Annotated in this window: 17 protein-coding genes and 1 pseudogene; 4 read left to right on the forward strand and 14 right to left on the reverse strand. The window is 69.2% G+C overall.

Annotated features, from left to right (window positions below):
* Positions 1–30 precede the first annotated feature (30 nt).
* The 11 genes and pseudogenes from nuoE to ACSHV8_RS40000 form a co-directional block, all read right to left on the reverse strand.
* Positions 31–738, reverse strand: a pseudogene (gene nuoE, locus ACSHV8_RS39950) (NADH-quinone oxidoreductase subunit NuoE); the annotation flags it as partial.
* Complete coding sequence (locus ACSHV8_RS39955; protein ID WP_436524674.1) at positions 738–2,063, reverse strand: NADH-quinone oxidoreductase subunit D; 1,326 nt, start codon at positions 2,061–2,063, stop codon at positions 738–740. The pseudogene nuoE and the gene ACSHV8_RS39955, both read right to left, overlap by 1 nt.
* The gene (locus tag ACSHV8_RS39960; protein WP_436524676.1) at positions 2,060–2,779 is read right to left on the reverse strand and encodes an NADH-quinone oxidoreductase subunit C; all 720 of its coding nucleotides are present in this window, start codon (positions 2,777–2,779) and stop codon (positions 2,060–2,062) included. Before ACSHV8_RS39960 ends, ACSHV8_RS39955 begins: the two co-directional genes overlap by 4 nt.
* Positions 2,776–3,447: a NuoB/complex I 20 kDa subunit family protein gene (locus ACSHV8_RS39965; protein ID WP_436524678.1), complete on the reverse strand. Its 672-nt coding sequence runs from the start codon at positions 3,445–3,447 to the stop codon at positions 2,776–2,778. Before ACSHV8_RS39965 ends, ACSHV8_RS39960 begins: the two co-directional genes overlap by 4 nt.
* Before the next feature lie 5 nt (positions 3,448–3,452).
* Positions 3,453–3,818 (reverse strand): NADH-quinone oxidoreductase subunit A, encoded by a 366-nt coding sequence (locus ACSHV8_RS39970; RefSeq protein WP_014687421.1) that lies wholly within the window; start codon positions 3,816–3,818, stop codon positions 3,453–3,455.
* 82 nt (positions 3,819–3,900) lie between these two features.
* Positions 3,901–5,193, reverse strand: a complete 1,293-nt coding sequence (locus tag ACSHV8_RS39975) for a geranylgeranyl reductase family protein (RefSeq protein WP_436524681.1) — start codon at positions 5,191–5,193, stop codon at positions 3,901–3,903.
* A 116-nt stretch (positions 5,194–5,309) separates the two neighbouring features.
* Entirely contained in the window at positions 5,310–5,570 is a 261-nt protein-coding gene (locus tag ACSHV8_RS39980) for a hypothetical protein (RefSeq protein WP_436524683.1), read from the reverse strand.
* 247 nt (positions 5,571–5,817) lie between these two features.
* Positions 5,818–6,513, reverse strand: a complete 696-nt coding sequence (locus tag ACSHV8_RS39985; protein ID WP_436524685.1) for a demethylmenaquinone methyltransferase — start codon at positions 6,511–6,513, stop codon at positions 5,818–5,820.
* A gap of 337 nt (positions 6,514–6,850) precedes the next feature.
* On the reverse strand, positions 6,851–7,138 hold the full coding sequence (locus tag ACSHV8_RS39990; protein WP_436524687.1) for a hypothetical protein: 288 nt from the start codon (positions 7,136–7,138) through the stop codon (positions 6,851–6,853).
* A gap of 51 nt (positions 7,139–7,189) precedes the next feature.
* Complete coding sequence (gene mqnC, locus ACSHV8_RS39995) at positions 7,190–8,431, reverse strand: cyclic dehypoxanthinyl futalosine synthase (protein WP_436524689.1); 1,242 nt, start codon at positions 8,429–8,431, stop codon at positions 7,190–7,192.
* A gap of 33 nt (positions 8,432–8,464) precedes the next feature.
* Entirely contained in the window at positions 8,465–9,226 is a 762-nt protein-coding gene (locus ACSHV8_RS40000) for a TetR/AcrR family transcriptional regulator (RefSeq protein WP_436524691.1), read from the reverse strand.
* Positions 9,227–9,470: 244 nt separating this feature from the next.
* On the opposite strand from ACSHV8_RS40000, the gene ACSHV8_RS40005 reads away from it, so the two are divergent.
* The 4 genes from ACSHV8_RS40005 to ACSHV8_RS40020 all read left to right on the forward strand — a co-directional run bounded on the left by ACSHV8_RS40005 (position 9,471) and on the right by ACSHV8_RS40020 (position 15,093).
* A complete protein-coding gene (locus ACSHV8_RS40005; protein ID WP_436524693.1) occupies positions 9,471–9,692 on the forward strand; it encodes a VOC family protein in 222 nt (73 codons plus the stop codon).
* Positions 9,693–9,722: 30 nt separating this feature from the next.
* Complete coding sequence (locus ACSHV8_RS40010; RefSeq protein ID WP_436524695.1) at positions 9,723–12,785, forward strand: DEAD/DEAH box helicase; 3,063 nt, start codon at positions 9,723–9,725, stop codon at positions 12,783–12,785.
* 1 nt (position 12,786) lies between these two features.
* Positions 12,787–13,620 (forward strand): SWIM zinc finger family protein, encoded by an 834-nt coding sequence (locus ACSHV8_RS40015; RefSeq protein WP_436524697.1) that lies wholly within the window; start codon positions 12,787–12,789, stop codon positions 13,618–13,620.
* A 516-nt stretch (positions 13,621–14,136) separates the two neighbouring features.
* Complete coding sequence (locus ACSHV8_RS40020) at positions 14,137–15,093, forward strand: aldo/keto reductase (protein WP_436524699.1); 957 nt, start codon at positions 14,137–14,139, stop codon at positions 15,091–15,093.
* Between the two features lie 391 nt (positions 15,094–15,484).
* On the opposite strand, the gene ACSHV8_RS40025 is transcribed toward ACSHV8_RS40020, so the two are convergent.
* The 3 genes from ACSHV8_RS40025 to ACSHV8_RS40035 are packed head-to-tail and all read right to left on the reverse strand — an operon-like array spanning position 15,485 to position 18,396.
* Positions 15,485–16,336: a menaquinone biosynthetic enzyme MqnA/MqnD family protein gene (locus ACSHV8_RS40025; protein ID WP_436524701.1), complete on the reverse strand. Its 852-nt coding sequence runs from the start codon at positions 16,334–16,336 to the stop codon at positions 15,485–15,487.
* Positions 16,333–17,733, reverse strand: coding sequence for an MFS transporter (locus tag ACSHV8_RS40030; RefSeq protein WP_436524702.1), 1,401 nt, complete (start codon positions 17,731–17,733; stop codon positions 16,333–16,335). Before ACSHV8_RS40030 ends, ACSHV8_RS40025 begins: the two co-directional genes overlap by 4 nt.
* Before the next feature lie 45 nt (positions 17,734–17,778).
* Positions 17,779–18,396 (reverse strand): ArsR/SmtB family transcription factor, encoded by a 618-nt coding sequence (locus ACSHV8_RS40035; RefSeq protein WP_436524704.1) that lies wholly within the window; start codon positions 18,394–18,396, stop codon positions 17,779–17,781.
* Positions 18,397–18,460: the final 64 nt, after the last annotated feature.

An 18,460-nucleotide genomic window follows, 5' to 3' on the forward strand; every position in this document is an offset into this window, starting at 1 on the left:
CTCCTCCTCACGCGCCGGCTTGGTCTTCGTGATCGGGGTCTCCGGGTCGAACCCGGCCACCGCGATCCCGTGCTCCTGCGCGAGGCGGACACCGCGCAGCGTGGGCGCACCGGCCACCCCGTCCCCGACCGCGCCGTCGCGCGGGTCGGCGAAGCCGGCGAGCTGGTACTGCTGCTCCCGCAGGCTGCAGATCCGGGCACCCCGGCTCGGCGTGGGCCGCTCGCCGTTGCGCAGCTTGTCGACCATCTCGATCGCCGTCTCGGGGGTGGCCTGGTCGACCGTGAAGTCGTAGTTGACGGTCACCACCGGTGCGTAGTCGCAGGCCGCGAGGCACTCGGCGTGCTCCAGCGTGATCCGGCCGTCGGCCGTGGTCTCGTCGTGGCCGACCCCGAGGTGCTCGGTCAGCCGGTCGTAGACGTCCTGCCCGCCGAGCACGTTGCAGAGGGTGTTGGTGCAGACGCTGACCAGGTACTCACCGGTCGGCCGGCGCTTGTACATGGTGTAGAAGGTGGCGACCGCGCCGACCTGGGCCTTGTTGATCCCCAGGATCTCGGCGCAGAAGGCCACCCCGGCCGGGCTGACGAACCCCTCCTCGGTCTGCACCAGGTGCAGCAGCGGGAGCAGCGCGGACCGTTCCCGGCCCACCGGATAGCGGGCCAGCACCTCCTGCGCTGCCGGCAGCAGTTTCTCCGCCAGCGGAGAAGCGGCCGGGGAGAACTCGATAGCGGTTTCTGACATCAGCGATCACACCCACCCATCACCGGATCCAGTGAGGCGCCGCCGGCGATCACGTCGGCGAGCAATGCGCCCTCGGCCATCGCCGGGATGGCCTGAAGGTTGACGAAGCTCGGCTCGCGGTAGTGCACCCGGTACGGGTGGGTGCCGCCGTCGGAAACCGCGTGAACGCCGAGTTCGCCCCGCGGATGTTCGACCGCAACGTAGACTTGACCAGGCGGAACCCGGAAGCCCTCGGTCACCAGCTTGAAGTGGTGGATCAGCGACTCCATCGAGCTGCCCATGATCTTGGCCACGTGTTCCAGGGAGTTGCCGAGACCGTCGACCCCGAGCGCGAGCTGGGCCGGCCAGGCGATCTTCTTGTCCGCGACGAAGATCGGTCCGGGCTTGAGCCGGTCGAGCGCCTGCTCGACGATCTTGAGGGATTCTTTGATCTCGGCCAGCCGCACGAGATAGCGGCCCCAGACGTCCGCGGTGGTCGCGGTCGGGACGTCGAACTCGTACGTCTCGTAGCCGCAGTAGGGCATCGTCTTGCGCAGGTCCCAGGGCAGTCCGGCCGAGCGCAGCACCGGCCCGGTGATGCCGAGGGCCAGGCAGCCGGTCACGTCCAGGACGGCGACCCCTTGCGTGCGCTTCTGCCAGATGACCTGGCCGGAGAGCATCGCCTCGTATTCCTTGAGCTTCTTCGGCAGGTAGACGAGGAAGTCCTGGATCTTCTTGACCGCCGTCTCGGGCAGGTCCTGAGCGAGGCCGCCGGGGCGGATGTAGCCGTTGTTCATCCGCAGGCCGGAGGTCTCCTCGAAGATGTCGAGGATGTACTCACGCTCGCGGAAGCCGTACAGCATCATCGAGATCGCGCCGAGCTCCATGCCGGTGGTGGCCAGCCAGACCAGGTGCGACGCGATGCGCTGCAGCTCCATGAACATGACCCGGATCGTCTGGGTCCGCTCGGTGATCTGATCGGTGATGCCGAGCAGCTTCTCCACCGCGAGGCAGTACGCCGTCTCGTTCGACATGTTGGACAGGTAGTCCATCCGCGTGACGAACGTGACGCCCTGGGTCCAGGTCCGGTACTCCAGGTTCTTCTCGATGCCGGTGTGCAGGTAACCGACCACCGGCCGGGCCTCGGTCACCGTCTCGCCCTCGAGCTCCAGCACCAGCCGGAGCACGCCATGCGTGGACGGGTGCTGGGGACCCATGTTGACGACGATCTTCTCGTTGCTGAGCGGGTCGATGCTGCTGGTGACGCTGTCCCAGTCGCCGCCGGTGACCGTGAAGACCCGGCCCTCGGTGGTCTCGCGCGCGCTCGCGTATTCAGACGTGGTCACTGGTAGACCCTCCGCTGGTCGGGCGGCGGGATCTCGGCGCCCTTGTATTCCACGGGGACCCCGCCGAGCGGGTAGTCCTTGCGTTGGGGATGGCCTTCCCAGTCGTCCGGCATCAGGATCCGGGTGAGGTTGGGGTGGCCGGGGAAAACGACGCCGAACATGTCGTAGATCTCCCGCTCCTGCCAGTCGGCGGTCGGGTAGACGCTGGTGACGCTCGGAACGGGAACACCGTCCGCGACGGCCACCTCGAGACGGACCCTCCGGCGGTACGTCATCGAAGTCAATTGATAAGCAATGTGGAATCGCCGCTCGTCGCTGCCCAGGTAGTCGACCGCATCGACAGAGGAGCACAGCTCGAACCGCAGGGACTCGTCGTCCCTCATTACCCGACAGACATCCGTGACTTTCTCGGGCCTGATGTGAAGTGTGAGTTCCGCCCTATCCACCACCACTTTCTCGATGGCTTCGGAGAAGGCCGGATATGCTTCCTCAAGCGCGTCATAGACGTCGTCGAAATACCCGCCGTACGGCCGTGGGCTGTCAAAAACAGCAGGTCGGGGGCGGACCAGACGACCGAAGCCGGAGACGTCACCGGTGCCTTTGACTCCGAACATGCCCTTATCCGGGCTTGGCGGTGTCTGGGCGGGCGCACCCAGTTCTGCATTCGTCGATGCAGTAACTGGAACGTCACCGTCGGTTCCGGGTTGAATACTCATTTGCCACCCTCCCGCAAATGGGGCTGGAGCTTCATCCAGTTCTCGATCCGCAATTGCTCCTCGCGGCCTTCGATGACGGCCTGGGTCCATTCCGCGCGGCGGACCTTGTCCACGCGGTAGGACGACGGCATGGCACCGGGCGCGACGATCGGCAGCTTTCCTTCGGCGCGGCGTTGTTCCAGCATCTTGCGGCCGTTCGGGCCGAGAGGCTGGGCCATCACCTTCTCGCGCATCTTGAGGATCGCGTCGATGAGCATCTCCGGCCTGGGCGGGCACCCGGGTAGGTAGATGTCGACCGGAACGATGTGATCGACGCCCTGCACGATGGCGTAGTTGTTGAACATGCCACCGGACGAGGCGCAGACGCCCATCGAGATCACCGAGCGAGGCTCGGGCATCTGGTCGTAGATCGTCCGGACCACCGGGGCCATCTTCTGACTGACCCGACCCGCGACGATCATCAGGTCGGCCTGGCGGGGCGAGGCTCGGAACACCTCCATGCCCCAGCGGCCGAGGTCGTAGTGCGGGCCGCCGGCCGCCATCATCTCGATGGCACAGCAGGCGAGGCCGAAGGTCGCACCCCAGAACGACGACTTGCGGGCCCAGTTCGACAGCTTCTCGACCGAGGTCAGAAGGATGCCGCTGGGCAGCTTCTCTTCGATTCCCATGGTTATCAGTCCCAGTTGAGGCCGCCGCGCCGCCACACGTACGTGTAGGCGATGAACACGGTGACGATGAACAGGACCATTTCCACGAATCCGAACAGGCCCAGCGCCTCGAACGAGACGGCCCACGGGTAGAGGAAGATGGTCTCGATGTCGAAGACGATGAAGAGCATCGCGGTCAGATAGAACTTCACCGGGAATCGGCCGCCGCCGACCGGTTGGGGGGCCGGCTCGATGCCGCATTCGTAGGCGTCCATCTTTGCCCGGTTGTATCGCTTCGGCCCGACGATCGGTGCAACGGACACCGAGAACAACGCGAAGAGCGCGCCGAGGATCAGCAACCCGACGATCGGGACGTATGGGTTGATCGTCATCTTCACTCCCGTACGACTGTTAGCCGCTTCACACTAGTTTTTCGCTTTTGTATCCCTTTGGTCGGGGTGCCCGATTTCGCCGTCAGACGGCGGGCGCCACCTTGGTCAAGCCGTTGATGATGCGGTCCATGGCATCCCCACCGCGCGGGTCGGTGAGGTTGGCCAGGAGCTTGAGGACGAACTTCATCAACGTCGGGTGCGGCATGCCGTGCTTGGTGGCCAGCCGCATGACCTGCGGGTTGCCGATCAACTTCACGAACACGCCGCCCAGGCGGTAGTAACCGCCGAACCGCAGGCTCAACTCGGTCGGATACGCGCGCAGCGCCCGCTCCCGCTCCGGACCGGCCGGACGCGCCAGGGCCTGCACCGCCACCTCGGCGGCCAGCTCGCCCGACTCCATCGCGTACGCGATGCCTTCGCCGTTCATCGGGTTGACCATGCCACCGGAGTCGCCGACCAGCATTACCCCGCGGGTGTAATGCGGCACCCGGTTGAAGCCCATCGGGAGCGCCGCGCCGAGCGTCGGGCCCTCCGCGTTGGCCTCGTCGGCCAGACCCCAGTCGGGCGGCGTCGAACCGAGCCAGTCGGTGAGCATGTTGCGGTAGTTGGTCTTACCGAAGGCGCTCGACGAGTTCAGGATGCCGAGGCCGACGTTGACCCGGCCGTCACCGAGACCGAAGATCCAGCCGTAACCCGGGAGCAGGCGATTCGGGTCCTGCGCGCTGCGCAGTTCGAGCCACGACTCCAGGTAGTTGTCGTCCGCCTTGACCGTGGAGCGGTAGTAGCGCCGGACGGCCACCCCGAGCGGGCGGTCGTCGCGCTTGGCCAGACCCAGGGCCAGCGGAAACTTACCGGAGACACCGTCCGCGGCGATCGTCAGCGGAGCACGGTACTCAACGGGTTCCTTGCCCTCGCCGACCTTGGCCTCGACGCCGATGACCTGGCCGTCCGCGTCCAGAACGGGGCCGGTGACGTTCACATTCGTCCGCAGCAGGGCGCCGGCCTCGACCGCGCGCTGGGCCAGCATGTCGTCGAAGTCCATGCGGGTGCGGACCAGGCCGTAGTTCGGGAAGCTCGCCAGCTCCGGCCAGTCCAGTTCGAGCCGGACCCCGCCACCGATCACGCGCAGGCCGCGATTGTGCAGCCAGCCGGCCTTCTCCGAGGTGTCGATGCCCATCCGGACCAGCTGGCGGACGGCACGCGGGGTCAGGCCGTCGCCACAGACCTTCTCGCGCGGGAACTCGGTCTTCTCCAGGAGCAGGACCCGGAGGCCGTGCCGGGCGAGGTGGTAGGCGGCCGCACTGCCACCGGGACCAGCCCCGACCACGATCACGTCTGCTTCGTCAGCGACGGTGGATGGCGAGTGGTCGTTCACGGTGCAGCCTCCGATCCGCAGTGCTCGTGAATTAGTTCACAAGCATGCCTCGGTCGGAGTCTAGGCCGACTATCGACGATCTTTGCACTCAGGTCGCCGTCATTGTTTCGGCGTGGCTAACGAATCGGGTCAGAATCTCCCAAAACGCGGTCGGCCATCCCACGAGCCGGACCCTCTAGATGATCTCGGATGGTGCCGTCCATCGCGCGGTCCAAAGCGACGATCAGTTCCTCTACCAGGTCTTGCGCCAACAGGGGATCTTGAGCGGCGACCTGACGGATGCGCGTGGCCAACTCGGTGGCACGGCGCTCGCCGGCTTCGCCCTCGTCGATCGCGATGTCGATGTCGGTGTCCTCTAGCTGCCCGATATTCGTCATGACTTCGAGCTAAACAGCCGTTTCGCTCCGCGTACACGAAACGCCCGATTTGTCACCGACACGCGCGAGTTGATCTAGATCGGCCGTTCTCTTCGCCCGCCGTTCTTCCGCCGGCCGCTTTGTCGGCCACGGTCCGCTTCGATACAGCATTCGGCTTTGATCACGGTCCGCTGTTCTCATCGGGTCGCGGTCCGCTGACCGCCGCCGGCTTGCTGTCGCTTGCGGCCGCCGATTTCGCCGTACGGCGTCAGCGGCGTGTCGCCCGGTGCAACGCGACCACGCCACCGGTCAGGTTCCGCCAGCCCACCCGATCCCACGGGCCCGACTCCGCGATCCGCGCCGCGAGCCCGGCCTGGTCGGGCCAGGCCCGGATCGACTCGGCGAGGTAGACGTACGCATCCGGGTTGCTCGACACCCCGCGCGCCACCACCGGCAGCGAGCGCATCAGGTACTGCATGTAGACAGTGCGGAAAGCCAGGTTGGTCGGCGTGCTGAACTCGCAGACCACCAGTCGCCCGCCCGGCCGGGTGACCCGGCCGAACTCACGCAGCGCAGCCGCGGTGTCGACCACGTTGCGCAACGCGAAGGAGATCGTCACCGCGTCGAACGTCGCGTCCGCGAACGGCAGCCGCAGCGCGTCACCGGCCAGCAGCGGCACCTCCGCGCGGACTCGCCGGCCGGCCTGCAGCATCCCCACCGAGAGGTCGGCCCCGACCGCGAACGCGCCGGACCGGCCCAGCTCGTCGGTCGAGATCCCGGTGCCGGCGCCCACGTCCAGCACCCGCTCGCCGGGCCGGAGGCCCAGCGCTGCCCGAGTGGCCTGACGCCAGCCGCGATCCTGACCGAAGGAGAGCACGGTGTTGGTGAGGTCATAACGTTTGGCCACGCCGTCGAACATCACGGCGACCTCGTGCGGCTGCTTGTCCAGGTCTGCGCGCGTCACCCCGCCCATGCTGCCACTAGGTTCGGCCGCGCGGATCACGCGGGGCTGCGGCGTGGCCTCGCTCCCATGCGATCCGCGCGGCAGAACCCTGGAAAACAGAACGGGCGGGATGGTCACCCATCCCGCCCGTGCCTTGTGCGTTATATATACGACCGCCATCGGTCGGGTCCGACTGCTCGTCACCGACGCTGACCGCCTGGCGACGCATGAGGTTTTTCAATGCCTTACGCAGGCAACGTAACCAGCGGGAACGGCCCGGTACAGCCAACAGGCGGGCTCGTTACGAAGGAGCAATCAGGCCCTCACCGGTCCGACGACCCCCACCCTGGCCGAACGGTCAGGTGCGACCCACCGAAGGGCTCGGTCCCGGCTTCTCGTCCGCGGCATCGGCAAGATCTTTTGCCTGCCAGGCAACCAGGATGAGCCCGAGGATGGCGGCGAGCACCGCGATTTTGAATAACGATCCGATTGCGGACCACATGGACTTACGCGCCGAGGGCACCGCGGCCTTGGCCTTGCGGTAACCCTCCCTGGCACCCTTCATCGAGACCCACGCCGCGGTGAAGAAGAACACCACGATCGCCGTCACGACTGCGGTCAGCAGTGACACGCTGCTGTTGAGCATGCGTGACACTCTGCATCGACAGACGCACCCAAGTCTGTCGATCGTTCGGTCCTAGTTGACCTCCACCAGGGGGAGCTGAGTGCGCCCGACGCCGCCGCCCGGCAGCGCGATGGAGGAGAAGTGCGAGACCACGCGGTCGTCGGTCGGGTCGTCGGCCGCCGTCCGGTGCACGGCGAGGTGCCGGTACCAGGTGTCGCGCCAGGCCGGGATCCGATCCGCCGTACGGATCATGGAGATGAGTTCCTGCAGGTTGGAACGGTGCCGGGCACCGGCCGAGGAGATCACGTTCTCCTCCAGCATGATCGAGCCCAGGTCGTCGACGCCCATGTGGAGCGAGAGCTGGCCGATGTCCTTGCCGGTGGTCAGCCAGGACGCCTGCAGGTGCGCGACGTTGTCGAAGAACAGCCGGGAGACGGCGATGAACCGCAAATACTCCATCGTGGTGGCCTGGGTGCGGCCCTTCAGATGGTTGTTCTCCGGCTGATAGGTCCACGGGATGAACGCGCGGAAACCACCGACCTCGTGCGACTCCTCGACCGCGATGTCCCGGTAACCGTTGGCCACGGCGAGGTCCTGCACGTCCCGGATCATGCGGATGTGCTCGATGCGCTCGGTGGCGGTCTCACCCGTACCCATCATCATGGTCGCGGTTGAGGAGAGCCCGTTGCGGTGCGCGACGGCCATCACCTCGAGCCAGCGCTCGCCGCTCTCCTTCAGCGGGGCGATCGCCTTGCGCGGCCGCTCGGGCAGCATCTCGGCGCCGGCGCCGGCGATCGAGTCCAGCCCGGCCGCCTTGATCCGGATCACCGCGTCCTCGATCGAGACGCCGGAGACCTTGGCCATGTGCAGGATCTCACTCGGGCCGATCGAGTGGATCGCGATCTGCGGGTAGGCGCCCTTGACCGAGGAGAACAGCTCCTCGTAATACTCCACACCGAACTCGGGGTGGTGGCCGCCCTGCAACATCACCTGGGTTGCGCCGAGCTCGACCGCCTCGCCGCAGCGACGCAGGATCTCCTCGGTCGGGTGGACCCAGCCCTCGTTGTGCTTCGGCGCGCGGAAGAACGCGCAGAACTTGCAGGCCGTGACGCACACGTTGGTGTAGTTGATGTTGCGATCGATCAGATACGTCACGATGCCGTCGGGATAGCGGCGACGCCGGACCGCGTCGGCCGCCTCGCCCAGCGCGTGGAACGGCGCCTCCGTGTAGAGCAGCAGTGCCTCCTCGGGCGTGATCCGCCCACCGTCGGCCCCACGCTGCAGGATGCTGTCGATCTCCGGATTCGCCGTCACGTCTGGAAGCGTACGTCCACCACCCGGCGATCGTCAGCGGCCCGGGTCACGGCCGTTCCCCTCGGCGATCAGGACGCCCAGGCCGTCCAGGACGCGGCGCAGGCCGAACTCGTACGCGTGATCGGGGTCGTAGGCCGTGCCCAGCGCCGCCCCGGCCGCCGCGCCGACCCGGGTCGCGGTCGGATAGGCGCGCTGGTCGAAGACCACCTCGAAGGCCGGGCCCCGCTCCTGCCACCACTCCCAGTCGGTCTCGTGACTGCGGGCGGCCGCGGCCCGTACGTCGGCGGCGGTCCGAGCCGAGGACTGCACGAAACCGATCAGGAAGGTGAGCGCCGAGTCGACCGCCACGTCGTCCAGCCCGCAGCCGTCGAAGGCATGCAGCTCGTGCTCATACTTCGCCATCAGCCCCGGGCCGAGCGGCGGGCGACTGGCCGGCAGCCCGGCCACCCAGGGATGGTCCTCGACCAGCTTCCGGTTCTCCGCCGCGACCGCGGTCAGCCGCTCCCGCCAGGGCCGATCGGGCAACTCGGCCCGGGGCATGGCCAGGTAGACCCGGTCCAGCATCAGCTCCAGCAGGGTCGCCTTGTCCGGCACGTAGGTGTAGAGGGTCATCGGCACCACGCTCAACTCGGTCGCGACCCGGCGCATCGAGACCGCGTCCAGCCCCTCGGCATCGGCCACCGCGATGCCGGTCTCGACGACGCGAGCCACGCTCAGGCCCGGCCGGCGGCCGCGCTTGCGCTCGACCGCCTCCGGAAACCAGAGCAGGTCGATGGTCCGGCGGGCTTCGGCCATGGCTTGGCATTCCTTTCTTGTACGGCGTATTCTGTACGGCGTACAGACAAGCTGTCTTCAGCCCGGGAGGCGTCATGCATGTCAAGTCGTCCGTCGTCGGACTCACCGTCGAGGATGTCGAGGTCTCCAGCAAGTTTCTCGTGGACCACTTCGGCTATGCCGAGCAGATGGCCGCCGACGGCTTCGCGGCGCTGAGCGGGCCGATGGTGGCGTCGACATCGCTCTCCATCGCCGTGGCCTCGGGGTGCTGCCTCCGGAGCTGCGGGACGTGCTGGTCGCGGGCACGATCGTCGCCTTCGTGGTCGACGATCTCGACGCCGAGCAGGAGCGATTGCGCGCCGAGGGCGTCGAGCCGTCGTTGCCGATCCGCGAGGAGCCCTGGGGCGAGCGGCTACTACTGGTGACCGACCCCAATGGTGTCGTTTACGAGCTCGCGGAGTGGGCCGGTCCGCCCTTCGGCCGATAATCTCGACGGACTGCTCAGGGGGTTGAGAAAGTGCTCGTCGTTCACGGCGGCTGGGTGCCCGGGTCGGGGCGTCCAGGCCGGTTGATGCTCTGGGCCGAGGAGTCCGCGACCCAGGAGTCCTCGGCGTCCCGCTCCAAGGTCCGTCCCCACCCGTTCGCGGCCGGCGTCGAGACGCTGACCACGGCTCTCGACCTCCCCACCGGGACGGTCGCCGGAGTCTCCTCGGTCCAGCTGCCGGGAACCTCACGAGGTCCGGTGCCCTCCCCCGAGACCGGCATCGAGACCACCGCGACGCGCGGCGTCAAGCTCACCTCCTGGACCGTGCCGACCCTGGCGGTCCCCGGCGAGTCCGCGGTCGCATTGCTGGCCGCGCTCGCCGAGCCCGACCCGGCCGCCCCGTGGGTGCCCGGCGCCTCGCTTCGCTATCTGTGCCTGCTGGCCGGTTGGGCCTGCGATCTGGCCCAGCGTGGCCGCATGCTGCCGCAGCTGGCGATCGAGGAGGGTCTCCCGGCCGCCCGGTGGCGTTCCGTGATCACCGGCCCCGACCTGGCGACCTACCGTGACTTCGCCGCCGGCATGCCGCCGGTGGTCCGGGCGCTCGGCCCCGCCCCCACGGTCGGCCGGTCCGCTCCGGCCGACGCGGCGGGCCTGGGGATCGGGCGGACGCTGCGGGATGCCCTGGAGACGATGCTCGACGGGTCCGCCCGAGCGGTCCTGCCGGAAAAGATTCTCGGCGGCCACCGCGCGGGGCCGAAGGCACCACTGGCCGACCGCTGGGTCAACGCGCTGACCGCGACCGACCCCACCCTGCCCGGCGCGCCCGCCGGCGAGCTGCGTGACCTGCGCAAGGCGCTCGACGACTGGATGCGCGCCGCCCAGGCGGCGAACGAGCCGATCCGGGTCAGTTTCCGGCTGTTCGAGCCCGAGCCGGGTGAGGACGCGTGGGACCTTCAGTTCGCCCTCCAGTCGGCCGAGGATTCGGGGCTCTACCTGCCGGCCGAGCTGGTCTGGTCCGGCGAACGGTTCCCGGGCCTGCCGCGCCGGCCGGACGAGACGCTGCTCGCCGGGCTGGGCCGGGCCGTCCGGCTGTTCCCGGCGCTGCACGAGGCGCTTCGTGAGCAGCAGCCGGCCGCGATGACCCTGAGCACCGCCGAGGCCTACGAATTTCTCCGCCAGACCGCGCCGCTGCTGCAGGCGGCCGGGTTCGGGGTGCAGTTGCCGGCCTGGGCCGGTCGCAAGGGCGTCGGCCTCAAACTGACCACCCGGTCCCGGTCCAAGGCGGGTTCCTCGCGAGCGGCGGCAGATTCCGGGTTCGGCCTGGAGCAGATCGTCGAGTTCCGGCTCGACCTGGTGATCGGTGACGGCGTGGTCAGCCCCGAGGAGTTGGCCGAGCTGGCCCGGCTCAAGGTGCCGCTGGTCCGGGTGCGCGGGCAGTGGGTGGAGCTGGACGATCGGCAGCTCAAGGCCGCACTCAAGGCGGTCGACCGGCGACGCGAGGGCGAGCTCACCGCGGCCGAGGTCCTGCAGCAGGTGGTCGAGGGCGGCGAGGAGGATCTGCCGCTCGTCGAGGTCGACGCCGACGGGATGCTCGGCGACCTGCTCTCCGGCCAGGCCTCGGAGCGGCTCGACCCGATGCCCACCCCGGCCGGCTTCCAGGGCTCTCTCCGGCCCTACCAGGAGCGCGGCCTCTCCTGGCTGCACTTCCTGGGCCGGCTCGGGCTGGGCGGCGTCCTCGCCGACGACATGGGCCTGGGCAAGACCGCGCAGACCATTTCGCTGCTGCTCACCGAGCGGGTCGGGCGGGAGCCGGGCGAGGTCGCGCCGACCCTGCTGATCTGCCCGATGTCCCTGATCACGAACTGGAGCAAGGAGACCGCCCGGTTCGCCCCGAGCCTGCGGGTCTACGTGCACCACGGCGCCACCCGGCAGCGCGGTGACGACTTCCTCGCCGCCGTCGGCGCCGCCGACCTGGTCCTCACCACGTATGGGACGGCGTCCCGCGACCTGGAGACGCTGCGCGAGATCGGTTGGAGCCGGGTCGCATGCGACGAGGCACAGGCGATCAAGAACAGCGGGACCCGCCAGTCCCAGGCGGTCCGGGCGATCCCGGCCCGCACCCGGCTGGCACTGACCGGCACCCCGGTGGAAAACCATCTGGCCGAGCTCTGGTCCATCATGGATTTCTGCAATCCGGGCCTGCTCGGGCCGGCGAAACGGTTCCGCCGCCGGTTCCAGGAACCGATCGAGGTCCGGCAGGATCCGGACGCCACCGCCGCGCTGAAACGGGCGACCGGGCCGTTCGTGCTGCGACGCCTCAAGACCGACAAGACCATCATCTCGGACCTCCCGGAAAAGAACGAGATGAAGGTGTGGTGCACGCTCACGCCCGAGCAGGCCACCCTCTACCAGGCCGTCGTCGAGGACATGATGGCCGAGATCGAGAGCACCGAGGGCATCCAGCGGCGGGGCAACGTGCTGGCCGCGATGATGAAACTCAAGCAGGTCTGCAACCACCCGGCGCACCTGCTCAAGGACGGTTCGCGCCTGCCCGACCGGTCCGGCAAGCTGGCCCGGCTGGAGGAGCTGGCCGACGAGATCGTGGAGGACGGCGACAAGGCCCTGGTCTTCACGCAGTATGCGGAGTGGGGCTCCCTCCTGCAGCCGTATCTCGCCGCGCACCTGGACCGCCCGGTGCTCTGGCTGCACGGCGGGCTGAGCAAATCCCGCCGTGACGAGCTGGTCGAGCGTTTCCAGACCGCGGACGAGCCGATGCTCTTCCTGCTCTCCCTGAAAGCCGCAGGCACCGGCCTCAACCTGACCGCGGCGAACCATGTCGTCCACTTCGACCGGTGGTGGAACCCGGCGGTCGAGGACCAGGCCACCGACCGGGCGTTCCGCATCGGACAGTCGCGCAACGTGCAGGTCCGCAAGTTCATCTGCACCGGCACGCTGGAGGAAAAGATCGACGCGATGATCGAGCGGAAGAAAGCGCTGGCCTCCGCAGTCGTCGGCACCGGCGAGGAGTGGATCACCGACCTCAGCACCGATCAGCTGCGCGAGCTGTTCGCGCTCGACCCGGCGGCGGTGGGCTGAGATGCCGTTCGACAAGTCCGGCCAGTTCTACGAGGCCACACGCGCCATCGAGGTGGACGGCGGGCTCGCAGTCCGCTCCAAGCGCGGCAAAATCGGCGAGCAGTGGTGGTCACGGCGCTTCGTCGACGTGCTCGAAGACATTTGCGACCCCGGGCGTCTCGCACGCGGACGCGCCTACGCCCGCAAAGGCCAGGTCATCGACTTCGCGCTGAGCCCCGGGCAGATGGTCGCCCGGGTCCAGGGCTCCCGCCCCACGCCGTACCAGGTGACGATCCGTATAGCCGCGTTCGACGACACCCAGTGGGAAGAGATCACCGAAGCCCTGGGGGCGCAGGCGCTGTACCGGGCCGCGCTCCTGGCCGGCGAGATGCCCCGAGAAATCGTCGACCTGTTCACCGACCTCGGGCTGCCGCTCTTCCCGTCCGAGCTGAGCATCGACTGCTCCTGCCCCGACTGGGGCGTCCCGTGCAAACACGGCTCCGCCGCGCTGTACGTCCTGGCCGAAGCCTTCGACGACGACCCGTTCCTGGTCCTCGCGTGGCGTGGCCGAGCCCGTGAGCCGCTGCTCGACGCCCTGCGCGGCACCGCCGACCCGGGCGAGGTCATCGACCCGCTCACCGTCACCGAGGAACCCCTGACCGACCGCCTCGTCGACTACTACACCCCGGCGGTCAGCCTGGGGCGCCTGCGCGAACGTCCCGCTCGCGGCGGAACCCCACCGGAGCTGCTGCTACGTGCTTTGGACCCGCCTCCGGTGAAGGTGCGCCACATCCCGTTGATCGACCTGTTGCGTCCGGTCTACCGCGACCTGGCCGCCGCCCCACCCGAGGAGTAACGAGACCCGCCCGCCCAACTCCCAGACCCGACCCGGCCGACCGCACCCAACTCGGCCCCGCTCGGCCCGGCTCAGGTCAGCTCGGCCCGGCTCAGCTCGGTTGGCCGGCCCGGTTTGGCCCGGCCCGGTTTGGCCCGGCCTGATCTGACCTGGCCCGGACGGGCCGGCTTGACTCGGCCTGCTTTCCGGGCCCAGGCGGGCCACAAAGCTTCGGACGCGAGGTAGGGGCGCGGCGGGCGAGCGGCCACCAGCAGGCGGCGACCGACCAGGGCGCGGTGCGCGAGGACGCGGTGCGCGAGGACGCGGTGCGCGGTGGGTGCGGGCCGCGCCCATCGTGGACCGATCGTGGGCGAGTCCACGATGGACGCGGCGGCTTGGAGACTACCCGACTTGAGGGGATTTCGCCTATCGGAGAGTGCTCAACAGTATGCGAGGCGTGACAACACAGATCAATAGGTCACGGGCGATATACAAGTCTTTGCGAGGTCCCGCTACGGCTCGGGCTAGGTTTGAATCATGACTGAGATGAGCTACCGACGACTCGGCGAATCGGGACTTGTGGTGTCCGTCGTCGGCATCGGCTGCAACAACTTCGGCCGGAAGCTCGACGCGGACGGGACCCGTGAGGTCGTCGACGCGGCGATCGACGCCGGCATCACCCTGTTCGACACGGCGGACATCTACGGCACCCCGCACGGTAGCTCGGAGGAACTGCTCGGCGCCGCGCTCAAAGGTCGTCGGGACGAGGTTGTGCTGGCCACCAAGTTCGGCATGAACATGGAGGGTCTGAACGGGCGGGACTTCGGTGCCCGCGGCTCCCGGCGCTACGTGATCCGGGCCGTCGAGGCGTCACTGCGGCGGCTGGAGACCGACTACATCGACCTGTACCAGTTGCACGAGCCGGACCCGACCACCCCGATCGAGGAGACGCTCACCGCCCTCGACGACCTGGTGCGCTCCGGCAAGGTGCGCTACCTGGGGAATTCGAACTTCTCGGGCTGGCAGATCGCGGACGCCGACTGGACCGCCCGGGCCGCAAGCCTGACCCCGTTCATCAGTGCGCAGAACCGCTACAGCCTGCTGCACCGGGACGTGGAGATCGAAGTCGTCCCGGCGTGCGAGCATTTCGGGCTGGGCTTGCTGCCGTTCTTCCCGCTCGACTCCGGCCTGCTCTCCGGTAAGTATCGGCGCGATCAGAAGCCGGGCGCCGGCACCCGCCTGTCCCAGGACCGGTATGCGCCGTGGCTGGAGCACGCCGACTGGGACACGATCGAGGCGCTCACCCAGTTCGGCGCCGAGCGCGGGCACAGCCTGCTCGACGTCGCGATCGCCGGCCTGGCCGCCCGCCCGGCCGTGACCAGCGTGATCGCCGGCGCCACCACGGCCGATCAGGTTCGGGCCAACGCGGCCGCCGCGACCTGGGAGCTGACCCCGGCCGACCTGGCCGCCCTCGACACCATCCTCAGCGCCTGACCGGAAACACACGCTGAAGCGCCCAGCCGAGTTGGCCTCGCCCCGCCGGCTCAGCGAGATTCCGGCACGCCGCCGAATTCCGCTGGGCCGGCGGGCGTCTCAGAAGCCGGCAAGGCGGAGAGCCCCCTCCAAAGCCAGCAGCGCCGCGAAGGGTCGGGCGAAACGGGCGGGCAAAGCAACCCGGGCGGGCCAGCAACGCCGGGCGAGCGAGCAACGCCGGACAAGGTGAGGCCTCCCCCGAGTCACCGGGTCCGCGGCACGGCGACGGCGACGCGGGCGCGGCGAGGACACGGGCGCGGGGAGGGCGCGGCGACGGCGGCGGCGCTGGCGCGGGAGGGCGCGGCGACGCGGGAGGGGCGGCGACGGCGGCGCGGGAGGGGGCGGCGACGCGTCAGACGTCGGCGAAGAGGAGGCCTTCGGCGGGAAGAGCCGGAACCTCGCCCCGCGCGGCAGCACGCCGGGCGAACTCGCGAACCCCCTGCTGCTGCCGCTCCCCCAGCGAGAAGTCGAGCGCGCGGAAGTAGTTGGCCAGCGTAGCGGCGTCGAAGGGTTCCCAGCGGGCCGCGGCTTCGGCGACCGCGTCAAGTTCGCCGAGGCACAGCTCCTTGGATCGCTGGAACGCCTCGTGCACATCCTTGACCTGCCCGGGGTGGGCCGCCGCGAAGTCTTTGCGGACCGCCCACACGGCGAAGACCATCGGAAGCCCGGTCCACTCGCGCCACGCGTCGGCCAGGTCGATCACCTGCAGGCCGAGCGCGGGCGCCTCATACAGCGCGCGGAGCGCCGGGTCGCCGATCAGGGCGGCCGCGTCGGCTTCGCGCAGCATCAGCGACAGGTCGGGCGGGCAGCGGAAGTAGGTGGGTTCGACCCCATACCGCTCGGAGAGCAGCATCTGGGCGAGCAGCACCCCGGTCCGTGAGGTGGAGCCGAGCGCGACCGGCCGTTTGTCCAGCTCGTCGAGGGGTCGGGTCGAGACGAGGTTGACCGACAGGACCGGCCCGTCGCTGCCGACGGCCAGGTCCGGCAGCAGGAGCAGCTGGTCGGCGTGCTTCAGGTATTCCACCAGCGTGATCGGGCCGATATCCAGGTCACCGGCGACGAGCGCGGCGCTGAGCCGGTCGGGTGTGTCCTTGTGCAGGTCGACGTCGAGCAGCGCGCCCGAGCGCATCAGCCCCCAGTAGATCGGCAGGCAGTTGAGGAACTGGATGTGCCCGACCCGGGGCCGACTGACGCTGTCGTTCATGAACCGACGGTATCCCTGACCTCGGCCCGTTCGCCTATCGAAGCCGCGTCTCGTTGCTCACGTCCCCCGGGCGACCGGTCCAGGCCACGCGCCACGCACCCGGGCGAACGCACACCCGACGGCGACTGCCGCCCCGAATCAGGCCCAGAACGCCCAGAACCAGGCCCAGATTCAGGCTGCGGATCGGGCTCCGGATCGGTGTCACCGACCGGATGCGACCCCGAGTCCCGCTCCGAGCGCCGCACCAAAGGCCAGCAGGCGAGCGCGGCCAGCAGCCCGGCCAGCCCGGTCGCCGCGACGAGCACCCGCGGATCGAACTGCTCGATCAGCGGCCCGGCCACCACGAACCCGAGCAGCCCCGCTCCCTGCACCACCGCGGTGACGGTGGCGAATGCGCGACCGTGGGCCTCGGCCGGCACCCGGCTGGCGATGATCACGCCCATGCACACGTTCAGCACACCGTTGAACGCGCCGCCGACGATCCAGAGCGGGATCAGCCAGTTCGCCGATCCGACCGCCGCGCCCGCCGCGATCGCCGCGCAGGCGCCGGCCAGTGCTCCGAGGACCAGGTGGATGGTGAGCCGCCGCTGCGGGATCCGCCCGGCGAACACCGCGACCAGCATTGATCCGGCCGTCCAGGCGGCGGCGACGACACCGTAGGCGGTGGCCGAGGCGTGCAGCGTGTCCCGGATGAAGAAGACCTCGACCACGTTGATCATGCTGACGCCGCCGACGACGGCCGCGATCGCCACGACCATCACCGTCAACGGCCGGTCGGCGCGCAGCCGGAATTCCGCGACGGGCGTCGACTGTTCGACGATCAAACCCTTCCTGCGCGTACGGACGAGCAGGGCCATCACCACGAGCGCGAGATAGCTGACCGCGTCGATCAGCAGGGGGAGGCGCGCCCCGGTGCGCCCGACCAGGAACCCGGCGAGGGCGGGAGCGATGAGGCCGCCGATCTGCGTGGCCGTCATCATGATCCCGCCCGCTTTGGCCAGGTCTTCCTTGCGGACCATCTGTGGCAGCAGCGCCTGGAGGGTCGGCTGGGTCACCGCGAGCCCGGCGGCCAGCAGCGCGACCAGCGCGATGATCGCGACCGGGTGGCTGACGAAGGCGAGGGCGGCGCAGACCGCGGCCTGGGCGAGCCCGACGGTGACGAGCAGTGTGCGGCTGTCGGCGCGGTCCACGAGCCGCCCGGTGAGCGGGGTGAGCAGGGCCATCGGCAGTGTGGCGGCGAGCAGCAGGCCGGAGACGGCCAGCCCGCCGTGCCCGGTCTGCTGCAGGACCAGGGCGAGTGTGGTCGCGGCCAGGAAGTCGCCGCAGACGGAGATTCCTCGCCCGGCGGCCGCCAGGTAGACGTCTGACCAACGCGAGCCGGCAGATGTGAAGGACATACTTCGAAAGTAGTCCTTCACATCTGCCGGCGCAAGCCCATCGATCTAAGCGGCGTGGTCCTCCCCGTCCCGGACCGCCTCGCGACCGGCCATCGGGAACGCCGTGTACTGGATGACCACCGTGCGAGCCCCGGCCGGCGGATCCCGGCGCTCCCGCACCCGGTAGGGCTCCATGAGCGCCCGGATCTGCTCGTTGAGCTCGGCGAACTCGGTCGCGGTGAGCATCAGGTGCTGACCCATCAGCGCGCCGGCCTCCCGCCACTCCAGCGGTTCGGCGGCCTGCCGGTCCAGCCAGTCGCGGACGCGCTGGTGGTCCCGGTTCAGATACATGTCGATCAGCGCGCGCTCGGCCGCCGCCGCCTCGGGCTGCTCGCTGTCGCTCTCGATCCACAGGCTGCTGCCGGTGCTGCGCCAGCGCCGCTCACGACCGTCGCCCTGGCTCGGCGCCTGCTCGACGAGCCCGTATTTGGCCAGTTCCCGCAGGTGATAGCTGGTCGCGCTGGGGGAGAGCCCGACCACGCCGGCCATCTCGGTCGCGGTCACCGAGGAGCCGGAGACGTTGAGATGCTCCACGATCTCGATCCGGGCCGGATGGGCGAGCGCCCGCAGCGCCCGCGCGTCGGTGACGCGCACGTTGGACCGCTCGTTTTCCTGCTCAGCCATACCCCATTCTCACCGGTCCCGGTCGAGGGCCCGACGATCACCTCCCACCGCCCGGCCTCGTTCA

Source organism: Actinoplanes sp. HUAS TT8 (genome assembly GCF_051380535.1).
In the GTDB taxonomy this organism is placed as follows: Bacteria; Actinomycetota; Actinomycetes; order Mycobacteriales; family Micromonosporaceae; genus Actinoplanes.

Bases quoted from the DNA above. Each gene is read 5' to 3' on its own strand.
- ACSHV8_RS40020 (WP_436524699.1), top strand. From the start codon at position 14,137: ATGACTGAGATGAGCTACCGACGACTCGGCGAATCGGGACTTGTGGTG.
- ACSHV8_RS40000 (WP_436524691.1), bottom strand. From the start codon at position 9,226: ATGGCCGAAGCCCGCCGGACCATCGACCTGCTCTGGTTTCCGGAGGCG.
- ACSHV8_RS40025 (WP_436524701.1), bottom strand. From the start codon at position 16,336: ATGAACGACAGCGTCAGTCGGCCCCGGGTCGGGCACATCCAGTTCCTC.
- ACSHV8_RS39980 (WP_436524683.1), bottom strand. From the start codon at position 5,570: ATGACGAATATCGGGCAGCTAGAGGACACCGACATCGACATCGCGATC.
- ACSHV8_RS40035 (WP_436524704.1), bottom strand. From the start codon at position 18,396: ATGGCTGAGCAGGAAAACGAGCGGTCCAACGTGCGCGTCACCGACGCG.
- ACSHV8_RS39990 (WP_436524687.1), bottom strand. From the start codon at position 7,138: ATGCTCAACAGCAGCGTGTCACTGCTGACCGCAGTCGTGACGGCGATC.
- ACSHV8_RS39965 (WP_436524678.1), bottom strand. From the start codon at position 3,447: ATGGGAATCGAAGAGAAGCTGCCCAGCGGCATCCTTCTGACCTCGGTC.
- ACSHV8_RS40015 (WP_436524697.1), top strand. From the start codon at position 12,787: ATGCCGTTCGACAAGTCCGGCCAGTTCTACGAGGCCACACGCGCCATC.
- ACSHV8_RS39970 (WP_014687421.1), bottom strand. From the start codon at position 3,818: ATGACGATCAACCCATACGTCCCGATCGTCGGGTTGCTGATCCTCGGC.
- ACSHV8_RS39960 (WP_436524676.1), bottom strand. From the start codon at position 2,779: ATGAGTATTCAACCCGGAACCGACGGTGACGTTCCAGTTACTGCATCG.
- ACSHV8_RS40030 (WP_436524702.1), bottom strand. From the start codon at position 17,733: ATGTCCTTCACATCTGCCGGCTCGCGTTGGTCAGACGTCTACCTGGCG.